28 protein-coding genes are annotated in these 24554 nt (G+C 59.7%); 11 read left to right on the forward strand and 17 right to left on the reverse strand.

The genetic code is table 11. The annotated features are described in order from the left end of the window. The first annotated feature begins 18 nt into the window (after positions 1 to 18). The 6 genes from motA (at position 19) to ACTCHC_RS04440 (ending at position 8015) form a co-directional block, all read left to right on the forward strand. Positions 19 to 885 carry a flagellar motor stator protein MotA gene (motA, locus tag ACTCHC_RS04415; RefSeq protein ID WP_463021256.1) on the forward strand — a complete coding sequence of 289 codons (867 nt, stop codon included), beginning with the start codon at positions 19 to 21 and terminating at the stop codon, positions 883 to 885. Then, the gene (locus ACTCHC_RS04420) at positions 882 to 2876 is read left to right on the forward strand and encodes a hypothetical protein (RefSeq protein ID WP_463021257.1); all 1995 of its coding nucleotides are present in this window, start codon (positions 882 to 884) and stop codon (positions 2874 to 2876) included. The genes motA and ACTCHC_RS04420 overlap by 4 nt, the downstream gene beginning before the upstream one ends. An 838-nt stretch (positions 2877 to 3714) precedes the next feature. Then, positions 3715 to 5802: a flagellar biosynthesis protein FlhA gene (gene flhA, locus ACTCHC_RS04425; RefSeq protein WP_463021258.1), complete on the forward strand. Its 2088-nt coding sequence runs from the start codon at positions 3715 to 3717 to the stop codon at positions 5800 to 5802. Continuing rightward, positions 5799 to 6569: a flagellar biosynthetic protein FliR gene (locus tag ACTCHC_RS04430; protein WP_463021259.1), complete on the forward strand. Its 771-nt coding sequence runs from the start codon at positions 5799 to 5801 to the stop codon at positions 6567 to 6569. Before flhA ends, ACTCHC_RS04430 begins: the two co-directional genes overlap by 4 nt. Before the next feature lies 1 nt (position 6570). Then, positions 6571 to 7641, forward strand: a complete 1071-nt coding sequence (locus ACTCHC_RS04435) for an EscU/YscU/HrcU family type III secretion system export apparatus switch protein (protein WP_463021260.1) — start codon at positions 6571 to 6573, stop codon at positions 7639 to 7641. Continuing rightward, entirely contained in the window at positions 7638 to 8015 is a 378-nt protein-coding gene (locus tag ACTCHC_RS04440; RefSeq protein WP_463021261.1) for a hypothetical protein, read from the forward strand. The genes ACTCHC_RS04435 and ACTCHC_RS04440 overlap by 4 nt, the downstream gene beginning before the upstream one ends. On the opposite strand, the gene ACTCHC_RS04445 is transcribed toward ACTCHC_RS04440, so the two are convergent. From ACTCHC_RS04445 to ACTCHC_RS04485, 9 genes are read right to left on the reverse strand one after another with little or no spacing between them, the layout of a single operon-like run. Then, positions 7987 to 8475 carry a flagellar basal body-associated FliL family protein gene (locus ACTCHC_RS04445; RefSeq protein WP_463021262.1) on the reverse strand — a complete coding sequence of 163 codons (489 nt, stop codon included), beginning with the start codon at positions 8473 to 8475 and terminating at the stop codon, positions 7987 to 7989. The genes ACTCHC_RS04440 and ACTCHC_RS04445 overlap by 29 nt on opposite strands. 11 nt (positions 8476 to 8486) lie before the next feature. After that, complete coding sequence (gene flgH, locus ACTCHC_RS04450) at positions 8487 to 9221, reverse strand: flagellar basal body L-ring protein FlgH (RefSeq protein WP_463021263.1); 735 nt, start codon at positions 9219 to 9221, stop codon at positions 8487 to 8489. 12 nt (positions 9222 to 9233) lie between these two features. Then, the gene (gene flgA, locus ACTCHC_RS04455) at positions 9234 to 9656 is read right to left on the reverse strand and encodes a flagellar basal body P-ring formation chaperone FlgA (RefSeq protein WP_463021264.1); all 423 of its coding nucleotides are present in this window, start codon (positions 9654 to 9656) and stop codon (positions 9234 to 9236) included. Next, positions 9656 to 10441 carry a flagellar basal-body rod protein FlgG gene (gene flgG / locus ACTCHC_RS04460; protein WP_463021265.1) on the reverse strand — a complete coding sequence of 262 codons (786 nt, stop codon included), beginning with the start codon at positions 10439 to 10441 and terminating at the stop codon, positions 9656 to 9658. The genes flgA and flgG overlap by 1 nt, the downstream gene beginning before the upstream one ends. Positions 10442 to 10459: 18 nt before the next feature. Continuing rightward, positions 10460 to 11179, reverse strand: coding sequence for a flagellar hook-basal body complex protein (locus ACTCHC_RS04465; RefSeq protein WP_463021266.1), 720 nt, complete (start codon positions 11177 to 11179; stop codon positions 10460 to 10462). Positions 11180 to 11182: 3 nt separating this feature from the next. Next, positions 11183 to 11449 carry a flagellar biosynthesis protein FliQ gene (fliQ, locus tag ACTCHC_RS04470; protein WP_463021267.1) on the reverse strand — a complete coding sequence of 89 codons (267 nt, stop codon included), beginning with the start codon at positions 11447 to 11449 and terminating at the stop codon, positions 11183 to 11185. Positions 11450 to 11452: 3 nt separating this feature from the next. Then, positions 11453 to 11740 carry a flagellar hook-basal body complex protein FliE gene (fliE, locus tag ACTCHC_RS04475; protein WP_463021268.1) on the reverse strand — a complete coding sequence of 96 codons (288 nt, stop codon included), beginning with the start codon at positions 11738 to 11740 and terminating at the stop codon, positions 11453 to 11455. 12 nt (positions 11741 to 11752) lie between these two features. Next, complete coding sequence (gene flgC, locus ACTCHC_RS04480) at positions 11753 to 12145, reverse strand: flagellar basal body rod protein FlgC (protein ID WP_463021269.1); 393 nt, start codon at positions 12143 to 12145, stop codon at positions 11753 to 11755. A 9-nt stretch (positions 12146 to 12154) separates the two neighbouring features. Beyond that, positions 12155 to 12541, reverse strand: coding sequence for a FlgB family protein (locus tag ACTCHC_RS04485; protein ID WP_463021270.1), 387 nt, complete (start codon positions 12539 to 12541; stop codon positions 12155 to 12157). An 82-nt stretch (positions 12542 to 12623) separates the two neighbouring features. On the opposite strand from ACTCHC_RS04485, the gene ACTCHC_RS04490 reads away from it, so the two are divergent. Further along, the gene (locus tag ACTCHC_RS04490; RefSeq protein ID WP_463021271.1) at positions 12624 to 13982 is read left to right on the forward strand and encodes a FliI/YscN family ATPase; all 1359 of its coding nucleotides are present in this window, start codon (positions 12624 to 12626) and stop codon (positions 13980 to 13982) included. Between the two features lie 17 nt (positions 13983 to 13999). On the opposite strand, the gene ACTCHC_RS04495 is transcribed toward ACTCHC_RS04490, so the two are convergent. The 6 genes from ACTCHC_RS04495 to ACTCHC_RS04520 all read right to left on the reverse strand — a co-directional run bounded on the left by ACTCHC_RS04495 (position 14000) and on the right by ACTCHC_RS04520 (position 17955). Continuing rightward, positions 14000 to 14800 (reverse strand): DUF1217 domain-containing protein, encoded by an 801-nt coding sequence (locus tag ACTCHC_RS04495; RefSeq protein WP_463021272.1) that lies wholly within the window; start codon positions 14798 to 14800, stop codon positions 14000 to 14002. After that, complete coding sequence (gene flbT / locus ACTCHC_RS04500) at positions 14797 to 15201, reverse strand: flagellar biosynthesis repressor FlbT (protein ID WP_463021273.1); 405 nt, start codon at positions 15199 to 15201, stop codon at positions 14797 to 14799. Before flbT ends, ACTCHC_RS04495 begins: the two co-directional genes overlap by 4 nt. Then, positions 15198 to 15575 (reverse strand): flagellar biosynthesis regulator FlaF, encoded by a 378-nt coding sequence (gene flaF / locus ACTCHC_RS04505; protein WP_463021274.1) that lies wholly within the window; start codon positions 15573 to 15575, stop codon positions 15198 to 15200. Before flaF ends, flbT begins: the two co-directional genes overlap by 4 nt. Positions 15576 to 15651: 76 nt before the next feature. Further along, positions 15652 to 17136, reverse strand: coding sequence for a flagellin (locus ACTCHC_RS04510; RefSeq protein WP_463021275.1), 1485 nt, complete (start codon positions 17134 to 17136; stop codon positions 15652 to 15654). 200 nt (positions 17137 to 17336) lie between these two features. Beyond that, positions 17337 to 17687, reverse strand: a complete 351-nt coding sequence (locus ACTCHC_RS04515) for a hypothetical protein (protein ID WP_463021276.1) — start codon at positions 17685 to 17687, stop codon at positions 17337 to 17339. Continuing rightward, positions 17674 to 17955 carry a rod-binding protein gene (locus ACTCHC_RS04520; RefSeq protein ID WP_463021277.1) on the reverse strand — a complete coding sequence of 94 codons (282 nt, stop codon included), beginning with the start codon at positions 17953 to 17955 and terminating at the stop codon, positions 17674 to 17676. The genes ACTCHC_RS04515 and ACTCHC_RS04520 overlap by 14 nt, the downstream gene beginning before the upstream one ends. 126 nt (positions 17956 to 18081) lie before the next feature. Between ACTCHC_RS04520 and ACTCHC_RS04525 the strand changes: the two genes are divergently transcribed. Continuing rightward, positions 18082 to 19734, forward strand: coding sequence for a flagellar hook-length control protein FliK (locus ACTCHC_RS04525; RefSeq protein WP_463021278.1), 1653 nt, complete (start codon positions 18082 to 18084; stop codon positions 19732 to 19734). A 12-nt stretch (positions 19735 to 19746) separates the two neighbouring features. Then, the gene (locus ACTCHC_RS04530) at positions 19747 to 20394 is read left to right on the forward strand and encodes a flagellar hook capping FlgD N-terminal domain-containing protein (protein ID WP_463021279.1); all 648 of its coding nucleotides are present in this window, start codon (positions 19747 to 19749) and stop codon (positions 20392 to 20394) included. 25 nt (positions 20395 to 20419) lie between these two features. On the opposite strand, the gene ubiB is transcribed toward ACTCHC_RS04530, so the two are convergent. Both ubiB and ubiE read right to left on the reverse strand, forming a co-directional pair. Then, positions 20420 to 21949, reverse strand: coding sequence for a 2-polyprenylphenol 6-hydroxylase (ubiB, locus tag ACTCHC_RS04535; protein WP_463021280.1), 1530 nt, complete (start codon positions 21947 to 21949; stop codon positions 20420 to 20422). 1 nt (position 21950) lies between these two features. Beyond that, positions 21951 to 22703 carry a bifunctional demethylmenaquinone methyltransferase/2-methoxy-6-polyprenyl-1,4-benzoquinol methylase UbiE gene (ubiE, locus tag ACTCHC_RS04540; RefSeq protein ID WP_463021281.1) on the reverse strand — a complete coding sequence of 251 codons (753 nt, stop codon included), beginning with the start codon at positions 22701 to 22703 and terminating at the stop codon, positions 21951 to 21953. Positions 22704 to 22779: 76 nt separating this feature from the next. On the opposite strand from ubiE, the gene mutM reads away from it, so the two are divergent. Continuing rightward, positions 22780 to 23631, forward strand: a complete 852-nt coding sequence (gene mutM / locus ACTCHC_RS04545) for a bifunctional DNA-formamidopyrimidine glycosylase/DNA-(apurinic or apyrimidinic site) lyase (protein WP_463021282.1) — start codon at positions 22780 to 22782, stop codon at positions 23629 to 23631. A gap of 66 nt (positions 23632 to 23697) precedes the next feature. After that, positions 23698 to 24474 carry an enoyl-CoA hydratase gene (locus ACTCHC_RS04550; RefSeq protein ID WP_463021283.1) on the forward strand — a complete coding sequence of 259 codons (777 nt, stop codon included), beginning with the start codon at positions 23698 to 23700 and terminating at the stop codon, positions 24472 to 24474. The last annotated feature ends 80 nt before the right edge of the window (positions 24475 to 24554 follow it).

The raw sequence follows: 24554 nt of genomic DNA on the forward strand, positions 1-24554 counted from the left end.
AATAGCGGAGCAGGATACATGATCGGGATCGTCGGGATCATCGTGATATTCGTCATGGTATTTGGTGGCTATATGGCGGCTGGCGGCAAGATGGGGATCATCCTGCATTCCCTGCCTTATGAGTTCACCATGATCGGCGGTGCCGCCATCGGTGCCTTCATCATCAGCAATAATGTGAGCGAGATAAAACATACACTCGGGGCGGTCGGGAAGGTTTTCAAAGGCCCGAAATGGAAGGCCACCGACTATCGCGACCTGCTTTGTCTGTTGTTCGAGTTGATACGGCTGGCCCGACAGAACCCGATGGGGCTGGAAGAGCATATAGAGGCACCGGCGGATTCGTCTATTTTCGGGCGATACCCGAAAATCCGGGCCGACCGTGAGGCGGTTGAGCTGATTTGCGACACGTTGCGCTCGGCTTCGATGAATTATGACGATCCTCACCAGGTAGAAGAAGTTCTGGAAAAGCGGATGGAGGCGAATCTGCACCATGCCCTTCATTCCAGCCACGCCTTGCAGACAGTCGCAGATGGCCTGCCGGCCCTGGGCATCGTGGCCGCCGTTCTTGGCGTTATCAAGACAATGGGGTCCATTGATCAACCACCTGAAATACTTGGAAAACTGATCGGCGGGGCGCTGGTCGGCACATTCCTGGGGGTGTTTCTTGCCTATGGTCTGGTTGGGCCATTTGCGGCGAAGGTCAAAACCGTCATCGAGGAGGACGCGCATTTCTATCAGCTTATCCGTGAAGTTCTGGTCGCCAACCTTTACAATCATTCAGCCAATATCTGCATCGAGGTCGGTCGTCAGAATACACCAAGCCATAACCGGCCCGGCTTTGCTGATCTGGAAGAGGCGCTGAAACAGACACGGGATGCGGCATGATTAGGATTGCTGCCGCCGTGTTGATATTGGGATTTGTCAGTTGTGCGCAGGCAGCTCCGATAGATGTAAGATCGGGCGAACATCCCGGCTTCTCCCGGCTTGTCTTCGAATTCCCTGTCTTGCCGGAATGGGCGCTGGTGTCTGCGAATGGTGGCTATGAACTGCGTATTTCAGGGGCCAGTCAGCAATTTGATTTCAGTCAGGTTTTCAGATTTATCCCGCGCAAGAGGCTGACGGATATACAGGCGCAAAATGATGGTCGGCGCGTGGTGCTGACACTGGGATGTGTCTGCCATGCCGTCGCAAGCGTTCATGCAGGGACCAAGCTTGTGGTTGATATCCGCGATGGACCGGAACCCGCGCCAGAAGAGGATCGCGAAATCGCTTCTTTCCAGATGCCCGCGTCACCCGATTTACCGGCAATGCCGCATATAAGATTGATCGGTCAATTTACCGCGATGGACGATTCTGCCGACGAGACAATCATACAAGCGGCCGCCTTGCCCATAGATGATTCAGTCTCTGATTCGTCAGAAATCAATGAAATGCGGAAGGTGCTGCTGCGTGAATTCGGGCGCGCGGCTGCGCAGGGTCTTATTTCGGTCGATCTGGCGCCCGCTCCGCCAAAGGTACAGGAGAACCCCGCTGCGGATAAGGCAGAGCCGCCACCTGAAATCCCCGACTCATCCAGGCATATGTTCGGGCTGGAAATCGTTACCAGTATGGATCGGGATCGTCCCGATCTTGCCGCCCCTGATGGCGCTGCTGACATCTGCATGTCCGATGACCGTTTCGATTTTGCGGTGCCGCATTCTGAACGGTCTGCTGCTGATATAATCGCGAGGGGCCGATCAAACCTGCTGGGGGAATTCGATCGTGTCGATCCGGCCAATCTGAGCACCCTTGTGAAGGGCTATCTTTATCTTGGATTTGGGGCCGAAGCACGCGCAATGATCAGGGCCTTTGGTATGGATCTGTCTGATGCGAACCTGTTTTTGCGGGTGGCAGATATCATGGATGGAGACGATTTGACCGGTCTTGGTCCTTTAAGGGGCCAAACGGGGTGCGATGGCAAGGTTGCGCTGTGGTCGGCCCTAGATGTGGCAATGCTGCCTTCGGAAACTGACATCAACAAAAATGCCATTCTATCGGCGTTTTCCGAACTTCCGCTGCATTTGCGGCGCCATCTTGGCCCCGGTTTGGCCGAGAAGTTCATTGCACGAAATGATCTGGAAACAGCCACTACAATTCGCGATGCCATTTCGCGCGCAGGTGGTGATCCGGGTGACCGTTTCAGGCTTATGCATGCAAGATTGCAGAGTGCCGGCGGACAACAGGAAGAAGCCAGCGGGTTGTTGAGAGATGTTGCATCGCAGGATAGCGAAAACGCGGCCGCCGCTCTATTGGCGCTGATCAATTTCCGGTTGGAATCGGGGCAACCCGTTTTGCCATCCGATGCCGAACATATCGCCGCTGTCGCCTTTGAGCACCGAAACACGGAATTCGGTCAAAAATTGGCACGTGCGGCGGTGTTGGCCCATGCTTCCAATGGAGAATATGAGTCTGCATTCTTAGTATTGAAGCAGGCCGATAATCAGATTCGCGGTGAAATAGAGACTGAACTTTTGCACGTTCTGGCGGAAAAAGCCCCGGATGCGCCATTTCTGATTAGCGCGTTCGGGTATCTTGATGATCCGTCCCGCCTTGAGGCCGGGCTGCGTGCAGCCTTTTCAAAGCGGCTGCAAGGTCTTGGCTTTCCTGGCGAGGCGGCGCGTCTTTCTGGCAAGCAACATGTTGACGAAGCTGCCGTCAAGCCGACAGCGCAGCCGGACAAAGCCCTAACGGGAAAGAATGAAAGTCTGGCCGAACCATCGCCGCCACCAAGCCTTGCCGATGCAAATATCCTCATCCAGCAAAGCGAACATATGCGGAATCGGATACTGTCGGCGCTTCGCAAGGAGATTGCGCCAGACGCATCGGCGCAGAACTGAAGATACCGGGTTTTGCTTACCTTTTCTAAAGCCTTCGTTCGCTAGGATATCGTCAGGAATAGCGGGATTCAGCCAGAATGGCTTGGAAAAGATACAGTGGCAGATTTGATCATACGGCTGATGTGATTTGGCACATTTGCTTGCGGCGGATTGTGGTCGGTGTGCTTTGCGTTTGGCCCGGGCATCTGATCGCATCTGACCCCGCAATGCTATGCGAATCGGCGGCGCGCAAGGCATCGGCGGCAACAGGTGTGCCGCTGCGGGTTTTGCGGGCGATAACGCTGGCTGAAACGGGCAGAGGGGGACGCCAAGGCCTGCGCCCGTGGCCCTGGACCGTGAATATGGAGGGTAAAGGCGCATGGTTTGATGATGCCGAAAGCGCACGCAGCTTTGCGCGGAATGGGTTTCAACGCGGTGCACGCAGCTTCGATATTGGATGCTTTCAGCTGAACTACCGATGGCATGGCCAGAATTTCAGATCGCTGGACGAAATGTTTCAACCGGGACCGAACGCCCTGTATGCGGCACGCTTTCTGGCGGATTTATACCGTGAAACCCGTGATTGGAGCATGGCCGCCGGAGCCTATCATTCACGAAGCCCGGAATATGCTGCACGGTATCGAACGCGGTTCGACAGGATCTATGCCGGCCTGACGGCAGATACGGCTGTTGCCGGCGCGCCTGCGCCATTACCAGAAGGCATTTCCAAGGATGCAGCCGTGCCGCGGGTGAACCCCTTCCCGCTGCTGCAATCGGGTCAGGGATCACGGGGGTTGGGATCTTTGGTTCCGGTCACCGGGTCGGTTGGCCCCGGCCTTTTCGCACAAAGGGACGGATGATGCCCCGGCTGACCCTGCGCGAGATCTTTCGCCCCACGATTCTGCTGGCGATGGCGTTGATGGCGGTCATCGTCATGATGATCCTGCCTGTTCCGGCCTGGGTGCTGGATATCGGGCTGGCTGCATCTTTTGCGTTGGCGATCCTTATCTTTACAGTGACGCTGTTCATCGAACGCCCACTGGATTTCTCGGTATTTCCCACCGTTTTGCTGGCTACTCTGATGCTGCGGCTGTCGTTGAACGTGTCATCGACCAAGCTGATTATCGGCGAGGGTCATACCGGCACGCGGGCCGCCGGCGATGTGATCGAAGGATTTGCCAGCTTCGTTATGGGCGGGAATATCCTGATCGGGCTGGTCGTGTTCGGTGTGTTGCTGATCGTCAACTTCATGGTCATCACCAAGGGGGCCGCTCGCATGGCCGAAGTCGGCGCCCGTTTCGCGCTGGATGCGATGCCGGGCAAGCAATTGGCGATCGACAGCGACATGGCGGCGGGTGCAATCGACCATGAGGAAGCCAAGAAGCGACGCGAGCGCGATCAGGCTGAAACCACCTTTTTTGGGTCGTTGGACGGGGCGTCAAAGTTTGTTAAAGGCGATGCCGTTGCGGGCCTGATGATCACCTTGCTGAACCTGGTGATGGGATTGATCATTGGCGTTACCCTTCATGGCATGCCGCTTTCACGCGCGTTCGAGACTTATGCAATCCTGACGGTGGGCGACGGGCTGGTCAGCCAGATCCCGGCTGTGATCATCTCTATTGCATCTGCATTGCTGTTGGCGCGCGGGGGGGCGACAGGGGCTACAGACCTGGCGCTGGTGGGTCAGTTGGGGCGCTATCCGCCGGCGCTGGCAACGGTTGCCGTGCTGATGGCCGTGTTCGCCCTGGTTCCAGGAATGCCGTTCGTCCCGTTCGTGATGGGCGCGGGGGTTTTGGCTGGCGGGGCTTATCTTGTCAGCCGCAACACCGCGCGGCGCGCTGTTGCCGCCGCCAAGGCCGAACCGAAAGCGCCGGTAATTCGCGAGGCTCCGCTGGGCGATCTTCTCGATCTGGATGACATTCATGTGGAATTTGCGCCCAATCTGGTTGGTATGGTTCTGGATCCGGCCACCGGTCTGGACGCGCGAATTGACAATATGCGCAAACATATCGCCGAGGTTTATGGCCTGATCCTGCCCGAGATGCGCCTGACGGATAATGGCACCCTGCCGCCCGGAACCTATGTCATTCGTATCCAAGGCGTCGAACAGGCGCGGGATCGATTATGGGCGGATCAGGTTCTGGCGCTCAAATCCGAGGATGTTCCGGCCCTGCCATCGGGAGAGGACGTGAAAGAGCCGGTTTACGGCGCTCCGGCGCGCTGGATCACACCGCAGGCGGCCGAAGATATGGCGCTGTCAGGCGTGACTGTCGTCAACCCGTCCGAAGTGCTGTCGACCCATCTGCTGGAGGTGGTGCGCCGGAACTTTGCACGCCTGCTGACATTGAAGGCCTTGCGCCGGTTGCTGGATGAACTGACACGCTTGACGGACCCGGCCCGCGCCGAAGCCAACCGGCGCATGATCGACGAACTTGTCCCGGAGCGGGTTCCTGTCGACCTGCTGTTGGCGGTTCTGCGTCTGTTACTGGAGGAGCGGGTCTCGATTCGCAATCTGCCGCTCATCCTGGAGTCTATCTCTGCGGCAAGGCAGACATATTCAAATGCCGAGGATCTGTGCGAATATGTTCGTCACAAGCTCGGGTTCCAGCTGGTCGCAGAGCACAGGCGCCCGGATGGCACCATTCCGCTGTTGCAGCTTGCCCCAGAATGGGAGGAGCGCTTCGCCAAATATGAAATCACAGGCGAGGGCGGGGCCCATTCCGTTGCCCTGCCCCCGGCCGATTTCAACCGGTTGGCCGATCTTGTTTCTGACAGGCTGTCCAAAGCGGGTGAAGACGGGGTCTTTCCGGCTGTCATCACATCGACCCGCCGCCGGCGTTTTGTGCGCACGGTTCTGTCGGCAAAAGGGATCATGGCGCCGGTTCTGTCCTTCGAAGAGGTCGGAAGCGAGGCCCGCCCCGCCCTGGTCGGGCTTGTTCCCGCATGATGGCGCTGCTGACCCAGCTTTTCCCCGTTGCGCAGGACCAGATGCAGATCGGATTCGTGGTGTTCCTGCGGGTGGGTGCCGTGATGGCTTTGCTGCCGGCCTTTGGCGAACAAACCGTGCCACAGCGGGTCAGGCTGATACTGGCGGTCATATTCACCGCCATCGCCGCGCCGGTGGTCGCACCGCAAATCACGACCCCAGATTTCAGGATCGGGGCATATCTGATTTCTGAAATCATAACGGGCCTGGCGCTGGGGTTGATATTGCGCCTGTCGGTTCTGGTCTTGCAGATGGCTGGACAGATGATCGCCCAGGCCACATCTCTGGCGCAGATTTTCGCAAATGCCGGGGCCGAACCCCTGCCCGCCGCCGGGCATCTGATGGTCAGTGCCGGGCTGGCGCTGGCCGTGATGAGCGGGCTGCATGTGCGGGCCGCACAGGCGATCATTCTGTCATATGATGCGCTGCCATTCGGCGTTTTGCCTGATGGTGCTGCTCTGGTGGATTGGGGGGTGGCCCATATCGCACAGGGCTTTGGCCTCGCGTTGACGCTGGCCATGCCCTTCGTGATCGGGGCCCTGATCTATAATCTGGCAATTGGCGTCATAAATCGTGCCATGCCGCAGCTGATGGTGTCATTCATCGGGGCGCCAGCCATCACCTTGGGCGGACTGGCCCTGTTGGCGGTGATCCTTCCTCAAGTTCTGGAAATCTGGGTGCAGTGGATGAACGGCGTTCTGGGCGCGCCTTTTGCAATGCCGAACTGACATGTCCGACAGTGACGAAGAAAAATCACACGACCCGACCCAGAAACGTCTGGATGACGCCCGCAAGAAAGGCGAAACGCCAAGGTCGTCCGATCTGAACATTGCCGCCGGCTATGCCGGTTTCGGCCTTGTCATGACAGGGTTCGGAGCAGCCACCTTCACAGGTCTGGGTGAGGTTTTGCTGGCAGTGATCGCCCAGGCCGGGATTGACAGCAATATTGCGGCCGGACCGGCGGCATATGGAGGGCTGATGCTTGTCGTCGGCAAGAGTATTGCGCCATGGTTTCTGGCGCCGGCACTTGCCGCGCTGGTTTCGATCCTGGCGCAGCGCAGCCTGATACTGGCACCGGAAAAGATTGCCCCAAAGTTGTCGCGCATAGATCCGATCGCCAATGCCCGCAACAAGTTCGGCCGTACAGGGCTGTTCGAATTCGGCAAAAGCGCGGTCAAACTGATGCTTTATGGAATCGTGCTGACCTGGTTTCTGGCCCATAACCTTGATCGGATGGCATCCGCCGCGCAGCTGCCCGCCGGCCTTGCGATCGCGCTGATGATGCGGCTGGCGCTGGAATTCCTGCTGATTGTCATCCTGATTGTCGTGCCGATGGGGGCTGGTGATTATCTTTGGCAATATTTCGACCATATCCGGAAAAACCGGATGTCGCTGCAGGATCTCAAGGATGAACATAAACAGTCCGAAGGTGATCCGCACATGAAGCATCAGCGCCGACAACGCGGTGCCCAGATCGCCGCAAACCAGATGCTGGCGGATGTGCCGAAAGCCGATGTGGTGATCGTGAACCCCACCCATTATGCAGTGGCCCTGCAATGGGATCGGACAGCAGGCGGCGCGCCGGTCTGTATTGGCAAGGGGGTTGATGAAATCGCGGCGCGTATGCGTGAAATCGCGGCAGAAAACGGGGTTCCATTGTTTAGTGATCCGCCCACAGCGAGGGCGCTGTTTGCAACGATCGAGATCGGTCAGCAAGTTCAGCGAGAGCATTATCGCGCCGTGGCAGCCGCGATCAGGTTCGCCGAGGCAATGCGTTTGCGGGCCGGGAGGCGGTTATGAAACAGCCCCGCCGCACGGATATTCAGCGCCTGCGCCTTCTGACGAAGATCTGCGTTGAATCAGAGCTGGCCCGCATGAGGGCAGCGGCGGCCGAAAGTCACGCAATCGTGCAGAAAATCGACGCGCTGACCCACGAGAGGGAGATGATGTGCACCGATATCGACACCCCGGCCACGCGCGCCGGGATGGATATGGTTTGGCGCGATTGGGCGTTGAAGCAGCAGGCGGGTCTGAAGCTTGAGCTGGTGCAGGCTCTGGCCAGGCAGGCGCAGGCAAAAGAACAGGCCAGCCAAGCATACGGGCGGGATGCCGCGCTGGCAAAACTGATCGCAAGGTTGCCAGTGCCTAGGTGTCCTGGCGAACCAGATCAATGATCAACACATCCTTGATGCCAGGCCCCAAGGCCTTTTGCGCAGCTTCCAGCAAGGCAATGCGCAGGGCCGACATATTGGTGCTGGCTGTGAACGTGCCGCGAAACCCGCCTGAATTGGCATGGTCGAACAAAACCCGCAAGAACACGTCGCGGATGCGGGGCTCCATCAGATAGACTGCTTCACGTTCTCCCTGTGCGACCTCGAGGCTGAGTGCGACGACGACCAGTGCGGAAACGGCGCCGTTTTCAACGACGGGCACGATAAACTGGTTGTTCAGCTTGACGAATTCCACCCCGGTTTGCGATGATGGTTTTTCGGCATGCGGGTCGGCGTGGCTGTTGTCGGATGGCATGTCCGGCGCGTGTTCGGCAGGCTTTTCAGCAGGACGAAGCACAAATCCAGCGCCTGCGCCGGCCGCAAGCCCCAAAATCGCAATAATCACCGGCAGAATCTTAGACATGAGCGCGCCCCTCAGAACGGCAGAATGATGTTCGCGATCTGCTGGCCATAGCGCGGCTGTTGAACGTCGGTGATCTGGCCGCGCCCCCCATAGGAAATGCGGGCCGAGGCGATCTTGTCATAGGTGATTTCGTTCTGTCGCGAGATATCCTGGGGCCGGACATAGCCGGTAACCAGCAGTTCGCGGATCTCAAAATTCACGCGCACCTCTTGCGAACCTTCGATGCGCAGAATGCCGTTGGGCAATTGGCCGGTAACAGTGGCGGCAATGCGCAATGTCAGTTTTTCATTGCGGCGCACCGATCCGTCACCGCCGGATTCGCTGGATGAAGTGGTGGATACCGCGCTGTCCATGCTGGCCCCGTCGGGAAGCTGCGCGTCGAGCCGCTGAGGTATGCCGAACAAACCGGGCAGGCTGAGCTTTTCAGACCCATTTCGGGCCCGCTGGCTGGAATTGGAAATTTCCGCCTTGTCGTCGATCTCGATGACGACGGTCATGATATCGCCAGGCAGGCCAGCGCGGCGGTCGCCCAGCAACGAAGCCCGCCCACCATTCCATAATGATGCGCGTGCTGAACCCGGGCCGCCCTGGGCAGCGCCCGACTGGGGAAGGGATGCCATGGCCAAATAGGCATTGCCGCCATCGGCAGAGCTGAATTCGGGCGCGCGGCCGACTTCGGCCAGGCGGTTACAGGCTGCAGCGGGAACCAACAGCAAAGCCGCAAGCAAGGTGGTGAACATGCGCATGGGTCTCTCCTGTTAGCGGTCTTGCTGCACGGTGACCTGGCCGTTGCCCGTGACGGACGCGGTCAGTGTTGTATGCGATTCCAGGTTCATGACGCGAACAAGCTCGCCGAAGGCTGCGCGGTCCAGCGCGCGGGCCTCTGTCGCGATGACCAACGAGCCGCGCTGATAGAGAAGCGTCACGATCTGGTTGCGTTCGATCAGCGCGGGTTGCCCAAGATCGCCGGGGTGGATCGGTCTGCCGGCGTAAAGGATCACGCGCGCTTCCAGCCCGATTGCCTGATCGGGATGGGTCAGCGCGCCGGGCATGGTTTCGGCGATCAGGGTCACATCCTGCGAGGAGAGGATGGTCTGGCTGCGCAGCGTACGTGTCGGGACGACCGTTTCGGCCCAGACAGGTTGTGCAACTGCGATGAGCACGGCAATCATTCGTTTCATCACCGCACCTGCGTGGTTGCGCCAAGCATCTGATCGGCGGCGGTGATAACCTTGGCGTTCAGTTCATAGCCGCGCTGCGCCTCGATCAGTTCAGTGACTTCGCGCACTGCATCGACCGAGCTGTCCTCGACATAGCCTTGCCGCAAAAGGCCAAGCCCATCTGCACCCGGCGCTGCGACATTGGCCGGGCCAGAGGCCGCTGTTTCTGTGAACAGGTTAGAACCGATGGCCTCTAGCCCTTTTTCATTCGAAAACCCCGAAAGTGACAACTGGCCCAGCAATTCAGGCTGAACGCGGTCGCTGAAATAGGCATAGACTTCGCCTTCGGGGCTGATCGATATGCTGCGCGCGTCGTCGGGGATGGTGATATCGGGCACGACAGCAAAGCCATCTGATGTAACGATCAGCCCTTCGCCATTGCGTTTGAGGGCTCCGTCACGCGTATAGGCGGCCTGGCCCGAGGGCAGCGTGACCTCGAGATAGCCCTTGCCTTCGATGGCAATATCCAGATCGCCCCCCGTTTGCGAAAGCGAGCCTTGTTGCAGCATCACGCCGATCGCCGCCGGCCGGACCCCCAGGCCAAGCTGCACGCCGGTTGGCACCACGGTGCCGTCAGAGGCGCTGATCGTGCCCGGACGCGTCAATTGCTGATAATGCAGATCGGTGAATTCAGCGCGCCGGGCATTATAGCCATTTGTGCTCATGTTCGCGAGGTTGTTCGAGATGACCTCGACCCGCATTTGTTGGGCCATCATACCTGTGGCGGCGATTTTCAGGGCCTGCATGTCAGTTCTCCTTGCGGGTTATTGGCCAAGGGTGCGCACCACGGCACGGATGCGTTCATCTTCGCGCTCCAGAAAGCTTTGGCCCAGTTCATAGGCGTGCTGCACCTCGATCATTCGCGCGACCTGGGTAATGGGATCGACATTGGAGCCTTCGATATATCCCTGAAGGATCGCGCTGCCTTCGGGTGCCGGGTCGATATCGGACGGTGATATGAACAGCGTTCCGCTCTGGCGCGTCAGGGTCAGCGGGTCTGATGGCTGGTAAAGGCCGACCTGTCCCACCACGCGGCTGTCTGCGCTGATCGTGCCGTCTGGCGCAATGCTGACCGCTGTGGCATCGGGGGGGATGAAAAGCGGTGAACCACCTGCGTCAAGCAGATGATGCCCTTCGGGGTTGACCAGTTCACCCGCCTCGTTCGGAGTAAAGGCGCCTGCCCGTGTCAGGGCCGGCCCCTGGGCCGTTTCAACCATGAAAAACCCCGGGCCTTCGATGGCCAGATCAAATGTGCCGCCGGTCTGGGTCAGCTGACCCTGGCGCAGATCGGTTTTGCGCACATCGCCGGTCGCCATCGACAGCGCGCCGGCGTCGCCCGCCGTATTGCGCACGTATTCGGCGAAGATCACCCCTTCGGCGCGATAGCCTGCCGTCGACAGATTGGCGATATTATTGGCCACGGTTTGCATTTCACGCAGCAATCCGGCCTGACGTGTCAATGTGGTGTATCCAGCATTATCCATGGGTCATGTTCCGGCGATCAGGGGCAACAGACTGTCGGTGAAGAACCCGGTCAGAGCCTCGGTCATGAAATTCATCGACATCCAGAATACCACCAGGATCGCCACCAGCTTGGGAACGAATGTCAGCGTCATTTCCTGGATCGAGGTCAGTGCCTGAAACAGGCCGATCACCAGACCCACAACCAAGGCGACCGTCAGGATTGGCGCCGAAATCCTGACCGCAATCCACAGGCCCTGGCGTAAAATGTCATAAAGGATAATATCTTGCATGGGTCAGACCGGCATTCGCAGGATTTCCTGATAGGCCTCGACAACCTTGTCGCGCACCGTGACAGCCGTTTCTACGGCCAGTTCGGTTTGCGCCAGCGCCTGCACCAGCGCATGTGCATCGGCGCCGCCGGTCATCGCGGCCTTTGCCGTGTTTTCGGCATTTTGCAAGGTTTCGGTAAAATCCCGTGCCATGCGAGCAAAGCCCGTTTCCGGGGTTGCCCCGCCTGGCTTTGTGGCGGGGCGCGCCTGGGCATAGCCTTGCAGGGCGGCGGTTGAGGATCGGATATCCATTCTGGTACTCCTTTACCGGCGCAGCAAATCGAGCAGGCTGGACGTCATCTGACGTGCCTGGTCGAACATTTTGAGATTCGCCTCATAGCTGCGCTGCGCTTCGCGCGCGTCCGCGATTTCGACCACCAGATCGACATTCGAGCCGTCATAATGGCCGGTTTCATCCGCCAGCGGATTGCCGGGATCAAAGATTCGGGTCAGGTCACGCTGGTCAAGCTTGACAGGGCCGGGCCGCACTGTGCCGGGCGTGTCGCCACCCTGTTTCACCTGCTCAAAACCCATCGTCTTGCGCCGATAGCCCGGGGTATCGGCATTGGCGATATTTTCCGAAACATGGCGCAGCCGGGCCGATTGGGCGTTCATGCCGCTGGCCGACAGGGAAAGCGTTTTGATGAGATCGTTCATCGCCCGCCCCTAGCGCCCAAGGCTGCTGCGCAGAATGTTCAGCGCAGATTTGTATATACCCAGCGCCATATCGTGCTGAGTGCGCGTTTCCGCCGCTTTCGTCATTTCGACTTCAAGCGATACGGTATTGCCGTTTGGCGATGCCTCGGCGCCGGTTGCAGTTTGTATGACAGGTTGCTCCCGCCAGGGCTGACTGGCGGCAAGGTGCCCCTTGCGGGTGGCATTGGCCGTGAAATCGTCCTGCGCCGCATAGGTTTCGGCGAAGGGTTTGACATCGGCCGTCTTGTATCCAGGCGTGTCGGCCTGGGCGATATTGCGGGCGATGACAGCCTGGCGCGTCGCGGCATTTGATGCCATGCCTTGCGCCATCTGAAACAGTTCCAACTTTGCGAACATCCGGGCTTCTCCTCGGTTTCAACCAAGGATTAATCCTGATTCGTTTATAAACCGTTCTCATCAGTCAGAGCGGAGAACCCTCATGCAGTTTCCATCCCTTGCGGCCTTGCAATGCGGCCTTGCGGGGTTGCAATCCACGCGTCCGGCCGGGCGCATCGTGTCAATCGGCCGCGGGACTGTGGGTGTTGACGGGCTGGCAGACCGGGCCTGTCTTGGCGATCTGGTTCAGATTCGCGATCGGCGGGGGGATGTCAGGCTGGGCGAGGTGTTGCAGCTTGCGCCAGATAGGCTGACTGTCTTGCCGGACGGCGCGCCAGAAGGGATGGCGCTGGGCGATCGGGCCGTGTTGCTGGGGCCGTCGACCATCGCACCGGATCAAGGCTGGCTGGGCCGGGTGATTGACCCGTTCGGCAGGCCGCTGGACGGGCGCGGATTGCTGAGTGGGACGCAGGCGCGCATCCTGCGCGCAGCGCCGCCGCCTGCGACCAGTCGGCATGCCTTGGGGCGGCGTCTGGAAACGGGGCTGGCGGTGTTCAACACCCTGTTGCCCCTTGTGCGTGGCCAGCGGATCGGGCTGTTCGCCGGGTCTGGCGTGGGTAAATCGACATTGCTGTCGCGGTTGGCGCGTGGTGTTCAGGCTGATGTCGCGGTTATCGCGCTGATCGGCGAACGCGGCCGCGAAGTGCGTGAATTTACCGACCGGGTGCTGGGCGCTGACGGGTTGCGGCGTTCGGTCGTGATCGCCGCGACCTCTGACCGATCGGCGCTTGTGCGCCGCCGCGCCGCCTGGACAGCGATGGCCGTCGCCGAGCATTTCCGCGATCAGGGTGCGCATGTCCTGTTCATGGCCGACTCGGTAACCCGATTCGCAGAGGCACATCGCGAGGTCGCGCTTGCCGCCGGCGAAGTCGCATCGCTGCGGGGGTATCCCCCTTCCACGGCGCAGATGATCATGGGTCTGGCTGAACGGGCTGGCCCCGGGGCGGGTGACATGGGCGATATTACGGCCATATTCAGTGTTTTGGTGGCGGGCTCTGATATGGACGAACCAGTGGCCGATATCTTGCGCGGCGTGCTTGATGGCCATGTCGTTCTGGACCGCACGATTGCTGAACGGGGGCGCTTTCCGGCAATTGATCTGTTGCGATCAGTTTCGCGCAGCCTGCCGGATGCCGCCACAGTCGAAGAAAATGCGCTGATAGGGCGGGCGCGACATTTGCTGGGCAGCTATGAGCGGGCCGAAATGATGATACAGGCGGGGCTGTATGCGCCGGGTTCAGATCGGGATATTGATGACGCAATTGCGGCCTGGTCCGCATTGGACGGGTTTTTGTCCCAGGCAGAGACAGGCGATACGAGCGACAGTTTCGCGCGTCTGAAAACTTGCCTTTCGACAATCTCGGCGCCCGGCATGGCGGGTCCGACAGCGGCCGTGGCCTGACCCGGATATTCGGCGCGTCAGCGCATCGCGGCCTGCAGCAGGGTCAATGCGGTCGCAGCCGGGCTGAACGATGCTGCGAAGGCTTTTAGGTCGGCCTGGATCAGGAAGCGCCGAACTAGGGCCTCGGTGTTTTCGGGATCCTGAAACTGAGAGATCTCGCCGTTTCCGAATGTCCGGGCCGCGCGATCACGAAAGATGGTCAACTGTTGGTCGATATCCAGCGCCGCGAATGATTCAGGCAGGCCCAGTGCCGTTTCGAACACCTTGCGCAATGGTTCCGACCCCATCACGGTGAACCATTTTGTATCATCGCTGCCAGATCCGGCAGTGATGTCGGCAAGCTCACGAACGGCGTTCATTGCCAGGCGCATGTCCGGGTTTTGTTCGCCGATGGCAATTTCGAAGCTGCGTGACTGAAAGGCGGACAGGATTTTGTCGGGAAAATCCGAAAGCTGAGTATTGGGCGTTGAAAAATCGCCAAACCCGAATGCCTTGGACATTTTGTGATAACTTTTGTCGGCAATGCGGTTGGCCAATGCCGTTTCATCCAGCGTTCCGTCCGACAGGACCTTCTGTATGAAATAGCTGTTGTTGACGTCACCCTCCAGACCGAAGGCGCCCAGCGCTATGCGCAACAGCCTTCGGTCTGCGACCAGGGCCTCGGCCGATGTGATCTTGCCGATATTTTCGCGAAAATAGTCAACATCGCGCGCCATTTCCGGGGATTTCTGAAAGGCGGCCTTTTGTGTATCAGCCGTGCGCGCCAGAAACCGCCAACCGGCATAGCACCCAACGGGAATGACCGGTGCGAAGCTCATGACCGCGCGGTTGCCATAAGGCGTTCTTCGCGCGGCAAAAGGCCGCGCATTGCTTTCAGCGCATAGTAATACTGATCGGCCAGAACGGCCTCTGTGGCCTGTGTCAGGTGGGTGCGGCTGTCGTGATCGGTCAGCACCTGGCTGAGCTGTTCGATCCCGCGCAGCAATTGCAGGCGGGCCTGCTCTGGCACCGCATCGCCGGACAGGACCAATTGCGCAATATAACAAACGCGGCGAACGGGCGTGTTGACCTCATCGGGGTGAATTGCATCGCGCAGACGCAAGATGTTTGCCCCTGGTGTGATGACAGACAGACGGCCCCGGCGATCACCGTTTTCGATCACGGCACCATTGATCAGCACACGCTCGCCGGGTGCAAGTTTCAGGACAAGGCCGCTCATGATGTGGCTGCCTTCTGGTTCAGACCGCGCATGATGGCGGTGTTGATATCAATCAGCACCTCGGCGCTGTCTTTGCCCGACAGAACCTTGTGGGTCTGCACCCGGGTGAATTCCGCCAGCGACAGAAGTTGCGCGCGAAGTGAGTCGGGCAAACCGTTGCCGGGTTCGACCAGGTCGGCAGCCAGCGTCATCCACAGTTTGCTGTTGTCATGCAGGGCCGAGACCAGTGCGGAAAATTTCTGTTTTTCCCCGGTCGCGGCTTTCAAACGGGCCGTGATTTCCGCGAAAAGATCATATTCGATTCGGCGTGGTGTTCGGAACATCGTCTGGTTCGGCGTCGAATAGGCGGATTTCGCCAGCATATGGGCGGTCAATGTCTTTCCTTCCGGTCAATTTGATGTCTGAGGGCGAACGGATATCCCGGGCGGTGATGCGCCCGGGATCAGCCCGTTACCGGAACAGCGACAGAATGCTTTGCGGCGATTGGTTGGCGATCGACAATGCCTGTGTGCCAAGCTGCTGCTGCACCTGCAAGGCCTGCAGGCGCGCCGAAGCTGCCTCCATATCGGCATCGACCAGCGCACCGATGCCCGATTTCAGGGCATCCGTAAGTTTGCCGATGAAATTGCTTTGCGTTTCGATGCGTCCCTCGGCCGAACCGAATTCGGCGGCGGCGCTGATGGCATTGTCGATAAGGGTTTCGATATTGCCCAAGGCGGCCTGGGCGCCGGTATCGGTGGTCACGTCGATGCCACCCAATCCGAAAAGCCCACCCGACGCAGTGCCATCCGCCGCGCCTGCACGCGCCAGGCTGACACTGGATGCGCCACCGTTGTCGATCTTCAACTGCCATTGGCCAGAGCTGTTCTGGGCGACCTGCGTGGTGACGCCGGAAACGCCACCGCCATCAACCGCCGCCTTCAGGCCGCGCGCGATGTCTTCAAATGTTTCATTCTTGCCAGCGACATAAGTATAGGCGCTGCCACCCACCGTGACCTGATAACCGTCACCTTCGTTGACATTCGCCGAGGCAGAGAATGTGAGCGATTCCGCCCGCTCGCCGATCGTGGCGCCCGACAGCGTAACGCCGGTTGCGCCGCCGTTCTTGGTCGCGGTGAGGTCAACATCTTCGAAGGCCCTGGTCGACGTGAAGGTCACGACGCCAGACGAGGCGCTTGCGGTGATGCCGACCAGGCCAAGCGCGTTGATGGCGCCGGAAATCGCGGTTGCGGCTGCCGATTCGTCGCCAGTCAGATCGCCGACACCAAAGCTGACGGTTGCCCCACCGATGGAGATGTCGAAGGAATCGCCGGAAATATCGGCATCCGTGGCGATCGTCAGAGTTTGGGTATTGCCCGCATTGGTGGCGGATGCCGCAGAAAGCGTGGCGTTGGCGGAAAGGTCGGTGCCGCTGCCCAGGGTGCCGGCGGTGCTGGTCAGATCCTGCCGCGATACCTTGATGTGGCTGGCAGTGACGGTGCCGTTATTGCTGCGGTCAAGGGATGAAAGAATCTCTACGTCCGCAGTTCCCTGAACAAGGTTCAAGCCATTGAACTGCGCGGCACCGACGACCGAATTGATCTGGTCGCGCAGGGCGCTGATATCGGTCTGGATTTTTGCACGGTCAACGTTGCCTTCCTGTGCGGCGACAACCTTTGCCTTGATGTCGGTCAGCAGGTCGGTGACGGTTTCAGTGGCCTGCCGGGCCACGGCGACGGTCGAATCACCCAGCGACAGACTTTCGGAAATCGCCTTGAAACCATTCACATCCGCCTCCATCACCTTGGAAATGGCCCAGACGGCGGCGTTATCCTTGGCCGAGGCAACCGATTTGCCGGTAGAGATCTCTCCTTGAGTCTTGGTCAGGTTGGCGTTGATGGATTTCAGTGTTTGCAGCGCAACCATCGCGCCATTGTTCGTCAGAATACTCGACATGTCTGTTTCCTTCAGTTTCGGGGCGCTTTGCGCCGATCGAGGTGCCGTCGCAACGGTATGAACGTCGTTCTAGACATGCAGCGACCCAATTTGCGATCCCCGCGCCACCCCATCCGGAGTGCAAGGTCGACAATCGGCGCCAAGTCCTAATGAGCGGCTAAGGGACGACCGGAAAATGAAATGGAATTGACTAAACTTCGTTAGGCCCGACGCTCCACCGCACCGCTGCGATGCACCAGCGGGGTGCTGGTGCCCTTGCTGTCATAGGTGCCAAACAGTGGCGAACCATTCCGGATGCGATCCAGTGATTCACGCGCGGCGCTGACACCGCGGCGCAAGGCTTGCAGCAGATGCGCATTCCGTTCGGCCAATGGGCGCAGGGCCTGCAGGGTGCCAAGGTCCGCCTGTGCGGCTGTTGTCTGCAAGGCGCCGATCAGCCGCTCTTTCTCCGCGCACAGGCGCGCCAACGTATCTATCTGACCGGATATCAATGCCTGGTGCTCCCGCTCCAGCAGATCGCGCAGGCGGTTATACAGGTCACCGCCCGGCATTGCTGTGCTCCTGCAGGGCGGAAAACAGATGTTCTGCAAGGCCGATTCCGCCATGCAGCACCATCTGATCGGCCTGCGCCTGACGCAGGAATGAGGCGAACTGATCCTCGCCCGCCCCGCCGCCAAAGGATGCGCTTGCCTGTCCAAATCCGGCGTTTTTCAGCATTTCCGCCAGAAAACCAGATTCCAACTGTTCTGCTACCTGCCGCAACTGGCCCGACTGTCGGGCGAGCATTGTCATCTGCGAGATCGCAGGAATGTCGGGCATCAGAGTGTTCCTTCAATTGTTCGAGGTTTTCCAAGTGTTGTGCGAAACCGGTAAAGAATTAGTAACCTTCCTCGCACATGGATGGGCTGTGCCGTCGACAGAAGTCGGGAACCCATGCTCATCGGAATGCAAATAGATCTGGCCGAAATATCCCCGCGCGTCCTGCCGGGTAGCATGGCCGTTGCGTCAGTAGAAATGTCACCTGATGCCGATGCGTTTCAGATCGTCTTGCAGGGGGTGCGGACTTTGGTGCGGGCGGATGTGGCGGGCTCAAACATCCTTTCGCAAGGGCGGCAGATAGCAGTAGGCAAAGCCGCATGGCCACAGATGAGGGTGGGATGCCCCCAGGGTATGTCATCCTGCGATGACAGCGCGGCGCCTGTGGAATTTCTTGTCTCTTTGCCGTCGCATCAAGGCATCATGCCGGATGTGCCAGCGGAATCCGCACCCGATATCTCCGTGCCCGAAGGGAAGGATCCAACACCAGTTCATCCAGACGATTCGTCCCCCGAAGCAATACTTGTTCCTGTGCTGCCGGCTGCCGTAATGACCGCCGCGCCAGTTAAACCGATCGGCCCGGATATCGTTGAAGATGTCGGTTGGAACCGGCCTGTGCCAAGAAAAACCGAAGATGTGCCAGCGGTTATCGCGGGATATCTTCGCGATGGCCCGCCACAGCCAGGGCGAGCAACAGCGCGCAGCGGTGAATCCGACCCGCAGGCGAAGATGCAGGAGGGGACCATTACGAGGCGCGCAGGGTCTGAAATGGTGCAGGCGTCCAACCTGCCACCACCTGATTTGCGCGAAACCGGAAGTGGCGCTGAAATGGCGGAAAAGGTGACAACGAAGCCTGCATTGCCCGCGCACGAGGCGCGGCAGGTATTCCCCATGACGGCACTGACTGGAGTGCCGGGCGACACAGATCCTGTTGGCCTGCAGCAGGTGGGCGGACCAGCGCCGAATGCATATGCTGACGAGAGCGTGCTGGTATCCGTGCCATCGTCCCTGCCTGGCACGGAAGCCGATGCAATTGATGATACTCTGCCGGACGGATCGGCGCTTTTGGCTGAAACAGTCAAGCAAAAGCCCGTATTGCCGCCCCTGCAGCCGTTGCGGTTCGCGGATAAGGGGGATCTTGCCGCTGAAACAACGGTGCCGGTGCAAAGCATATCCAATACAGGTTCAAGCGCACGCGTCGCTGCCACTAACCAGCCCGAGGCAGCTATCGATTCAATCAACCCGCAAGGCGGCACCGCTGACCCGAAAGCCGGATCGGCGCAGCTCCAAATGGATCTGTCCAATCCGGTGCTGTCTGGTGATGTCGCCAGCGTGACACCGGCGTGGGACAGGTCCATTCAGACCAGTATTCCCTCGCAGCCGCCTTCCTTGGCCCCGCAGATCGCGGCTCAGATCACCCAAGCGGTGGTTCACAAGACCGATGACCGCATAGAGGTTATCCTGAACCCCCAGGAGCTTGGCCGCGTACGCATCAGTCTGGCGCCCAGTGATCACGTTTTGAACGTGATCATTCATGCCGATCGGCCGGATATACAGGATTTACTTCGACGTCATATCGACCTGCTTGGGCAGGATTTTCGCGATCTTGGCTATCGCGATGTTCAGTTCAGGTTTGGCGATCAAGGTCAACACCACAGCGGATCCGGCCATAGGCCCGGCCCCGAGGCCGATTTCGCCTCACCTGTCATGGCAGAACCTGTTGTGCATTTCTTGCCGGCCGACCGCGCCCCTCGGGCAGGTGGGCTGGATATCCGGATCTGAAAGGCCAAACCGATGCAAGTTTCGTCCGCAACCACAAACCAGAACGTCGTTCAAACCCCTGCAAGGCCAAAAGCCGGGATCAGTTCGGATTTTGAAACCTTCCTGAAAATGCTGACCGCGCAGATGAACAACCAGGATCCGCTGAACCCGATGGATTCAACGGATTTCGCGGTTCAACTCGCTACGTTTTCGGGTGTTGAACAGCAGGTTCGCACCAATGAACTGCTGACTGCCCTGACTGGTCAAAGCATGGCCCAATTCGCCGGGTGGGTCGGGATGGAGGTGCGCAGCACCGCCCCCGCCAGCTTTGGCGGTCAGCCGATCACGGTGTTTCCCGAACCCGATATTCTGGCCGATGCCGCCCAACTGGTCGTGCGTGATGATCAGGGGACCGAAATTCAACGGCTTGATATCAGCCTGTCCAGCGATCCCTATAGCTGGAGCGGCATCGACGGTGGCGGCATACCCGTCGCCGATGGCAGTTACAGCTTTACGCTGGACAGTTTTTCCGGTGGAAAACTGATCGCGACCACGCCGGTGCAAAGCTATGCCACCGTCGCCGAGGCTAGGACAACTGGCGGGCAGGTTGTTCTGGTTCTGGATAGTGGCGCCGAGGTGGCGGTGGATGCGGTGACCGCGGTGCGATCGGGCCAGGGTTAGGCCGCCGCGAAATATGCAGTGGCAGTTAAAGATATTTGCCCAAAACCATCCCCACCGCGACGCTTGCTGCACCAAACAGCATCCAGACAACCGGCCACAGCCGTGACGGGCGGCGGCGTGGCGGGGGGGGGTCGCTGCGGTTCAGAAGGGCTTGCTCGGCCATCTGTGGCAATTTCGGTCCGAAGCGGGCCAATACCCGCATGGTCAAGCCAATGTCACGCAAGAACGCCTTGGGCCCCACGTTTTCCTTGATGTAATCCTCGACGATGGGGCGGGCGACTTCCCAGATATTGATCTGCGGGTTCAATGATCTGGCCACGCCTTCGACCACGACCATGGTGCGCTGAAGCAAGATCAGTTCGGTCCGGGTTTCCATGCCAAAGCGCTCGGTGACCTCGAACAGATAGCTCAGCAGCCTTCCCATCGAGATATGGCTAGCATCCATCCCGAAAATCGGGTCGCCCACGGCGCGCAGGGCGCGGGCGAATTCGTCGATGTCGCGGTCATGGGGTACATAGCCGGCCTCGAAATGCACTTCGGCAACGCGGCGGTAATCCTTGCGGATAAAGCCGAACAAAATCTCAGCATAGACGCGGCGGGTATATTCATCAATCCGCCCCATGATGCCGAAATCGTAACACAGGATATCGCCGTTCGCACCGACCTTGAGGTTGCCCTGATGCATATCGGCATGAAAGAACCCGTCGCGCAGGGCATGGTTCAGGAACAGCTGCAATACGCGCTCGCCCAATACACGCCGGTCATGCCCGGCGGCGTCAATCGCGTCATTGTCACCCAGCGGCACGCCATCGGCCCAGCCCAGCGTCATTACCCGGCGTGCCGACAGGGCCCAGTTTACGGCGGGCACATGGAAACCCTTGTCGCGATGGGTATTGGCGGCAAATTCCGATGCCGAGGACGATTCCAGCCGCAGATCCAGTTCGCCCAGCACAACGCCTTCGAAATGGGCGACCACATCGGTAGGGCGCAGCCGCCGCGAGGCCGGCGACAGGGCCTCGATCACCGCGGCGGCGAAATAGAAGGCGTCGATATCCTTGCGGAAAGCCCTTTCGATGCCGGGGCGCAGAACCTTGACGGCGACGTCCTGCCCGGTTGCGGCCACGCGCACGCGGTGCACCTGCGCGATCGACGCGGCGGCGACAGGCGCGCTGAATTCTGAAAACAGGGTATCGACGGGCTGTTCCAGTTCAGATTCGATCATGGCGCGGGCGGTGTCGATCGAAAAAGGGGGCAGCTTGTCCTGCAATACGCGCAGTTGCACGGCCAACTCGTCACCGACGACATCCGGCCGCGTCGAAAGGATCTGGCCGAACTTTATATAGGCCGGCCCCAGCGCCGTCAGGGCCCGCGTGGCGGATGGCAGCGACGGGTCGCCACGATGCCCCAGCCAGGCAAATGGCCAGGCCACAACTCGGGCGACCACCCGCAACAGGGGCGGCGCATTGAAGGCCACCAGAACGACGCGCATCGCGCCGGTACGTTCCAGCGTGGCACCGGTGCGGATCAGCCGCCAGATATTATGTGGCCCACGCAACTTACAGCTTCCAACCCGAATGCAGGGCGGCGATGCCCAAGCTTAGATTGCGGTATTTTACTTGTTCAAAGCCTGCCTCGCGGATCATCCGGGCAAAGCATTCCTGATCGGGGAATTTGCGGATCGATTCCACCAGATACTGATAGCTGTCGCGGTCATTGGCGACGATCTGGCCCATCACCGGAATCACGTTGAACGAATAGCGGTCATAGGCCCATTGCAGCCCCTTGTTGGGCAACTGGCTGAATTCCAGCACCATCAGCCGCCCGCCGGGGCGCAGCACGCGATAGGCCTCGGACAGGGCATCGGCGATGCGGGTGACATTCCGGATGCCAAAGGAAATCGTGTATACGTCGAATGTGTTGGCGGCAAAGGGCAGGGCCATCGCATCGCCCACCACCCAGTTCAGGGCGTCGGCCTGTTTTTCGGCTTCGGCCCGCTGGCGCCCGGCCACCAGCATCGATTCCGTCATGTCCAGCACGGTGGCCTGTGCCCCCGGCGCACGTTTGAGAAAGCGAAAGGCGATATCGCCGGTTCCGCCCGCAACATCAAGAAGGTGCTGGCCGGGCCGCGGCGCCAGCCAATCCATCATCGCGTCTTTCCAGACACGGTGAATGCCGACCGACATCAGATCGTTCATCACGTCATAACGATTGGCCACGCGCGTGAACACGCCATGCACCATGCCGGCCTTGTCGCCTTCGGGGACGGTCTGGAAACCGAAATGGGTGGTCGTGCTGTTGTCTTCGGTCATCGGGTCTTGCCGTTTGTCGTGAACTCCCTTTCCTTATAGAGCGCCTGCCGGGCGTTACAATGAGAGGAAAGCGCATATGCCCGAACTGCCAGAGGTCGAAACCGTCCGGCGCGGACTGATGCCGGTGATGCAGGGTGCGGTGATCGCGCGCGCACAGGTGAACCGGCCCGATCTGCGCTGGCCGTTTCCGCCGGGGATGGCCGAACGGCTGACCGGCGCGCGGGTGATCCGGCTGGGGCGGCGGTCGAAATATATTCTGGCCGATCTGGATCGGGGCGAAACCCTGATCATCCATCTGGGCATGTCGGGCCGAATGCTGGTGTCGGGCGATTCGCTGGGGCAATTCCATCACGATCACCCCGCACCCGCGAAACATGACCACGTCGTGCTGGATATGGAAACCGGCGCCCGGATCGTCTTCAACGATGCCCGCCGGTTCGGTGCGATGGATCTTGCGCCGACGGGTCAGGTTCAGGATCACAGATTGCTGGCCGGTCTGGGCCCCGAACCATTGGGAAATATGTTCAGCGCCGCATATCTGGCCGCACGGTTGCAGGGGCGGGGAATGCCGATAAAATCGGCCTTGCTGGATCAGGGTATCGTGGCCGGGCTGGGTAATATTTATGTATGCGAGGCCCTGCATCGCGCGGGGATAGATCCCACGCGGCAAGCGGGCGATCTGGGTGCCGATGGGGTCGCGCAGCTGGTTCCGGTGATCCGCGATGTGCTTGCCGAGGCGATTCAGGCAGGCGGGTCCAGCCTGCGCGATCATCGCCAGACCGATGGGGAACTGGGCTATTTTCAGCACAGCTTTCGGGCCTATGGCCGTGCAGGTCAGCCTTGTCGGACACCCGGCTGCAGCGGTGTAATCGCACGCATCGTGCAATCTGGTCGGTCAACCTTCCATTGCGCGACGTGCCAAAGATAGCTTGAACCCCAAGCTGAGCCTGCTAAGGAATCGTCTCTGAAAAAGATATCCGAGGGATCCCCGGCCATGGCTTACAATACACTGATCGTCGACGTCACCGACCATGTGGCATTGATCCGGCTGAACCGACCCGAAGCGCTGAACGCGCTCAGCCAGGAATTGCTGGCTGAACTGGGTGATGCGATTGCCGCCGCAAGCGCCGATGACAAGGTGCGTTGCATCGTACTGACCGGGTCCGACAAGGCCTTTGCCGCCGGCGCGGATATCCGTGAAATGGCTGGCCTGACCTTTGTCGATGCGCTGCGGGCCGATCTGTTTACGGATTTCTGCGCCACGTTTGATGCCTGCCGCAAGCCGATCATCGCCGCCGTGGCGGGCTATGCGCTGGGTGGTGGATGCGAGCTGGCCATGATGTGCGATTTCATCATTGCCGCCGATACCGCCAAGTTCGGCCAACCCGAAATCAATCTGGGCATTGTGGCGGGTATGGGCGGAACGCAGCGTCTGACACGGCTGGTGGGCAAGGCGAAATCCATGGAAATGCATCTGACGGGGCGGTTCATGGGCGCGGAAGAGGCGGAAAGTTCCGGCCTTGTGTCGCGCGTCGTTCCGGCGAAAAAGCTGCTGGATGAGGCCATGGCCACGGCCAACAAGATCGCCGAAAAATCGACGCTGACCGCGATGATGGTCAAGGAAGCCGTGAACCGGGCCTATGAAACCACGCTGAGCGAAGGCAACCTGTTCGAGCGCCGGTTGTTCTTTTCGACCTTTGCCACCGAGGACCAGACTGAAGGCATGGCGGCCTTCCTGGAAAAGCGGCAACCGCAGTTTCGCGACAAGTAAGACAAAAATGTTGCTTGGCCAGTTGACTTGGCCCCGAGTCGCCCATAAAAGCGCGGCTTCAGTTTCACGCGAACCCTAAA

This window comes from Actibacterium sp. (genome assembly GCF_055134745.1).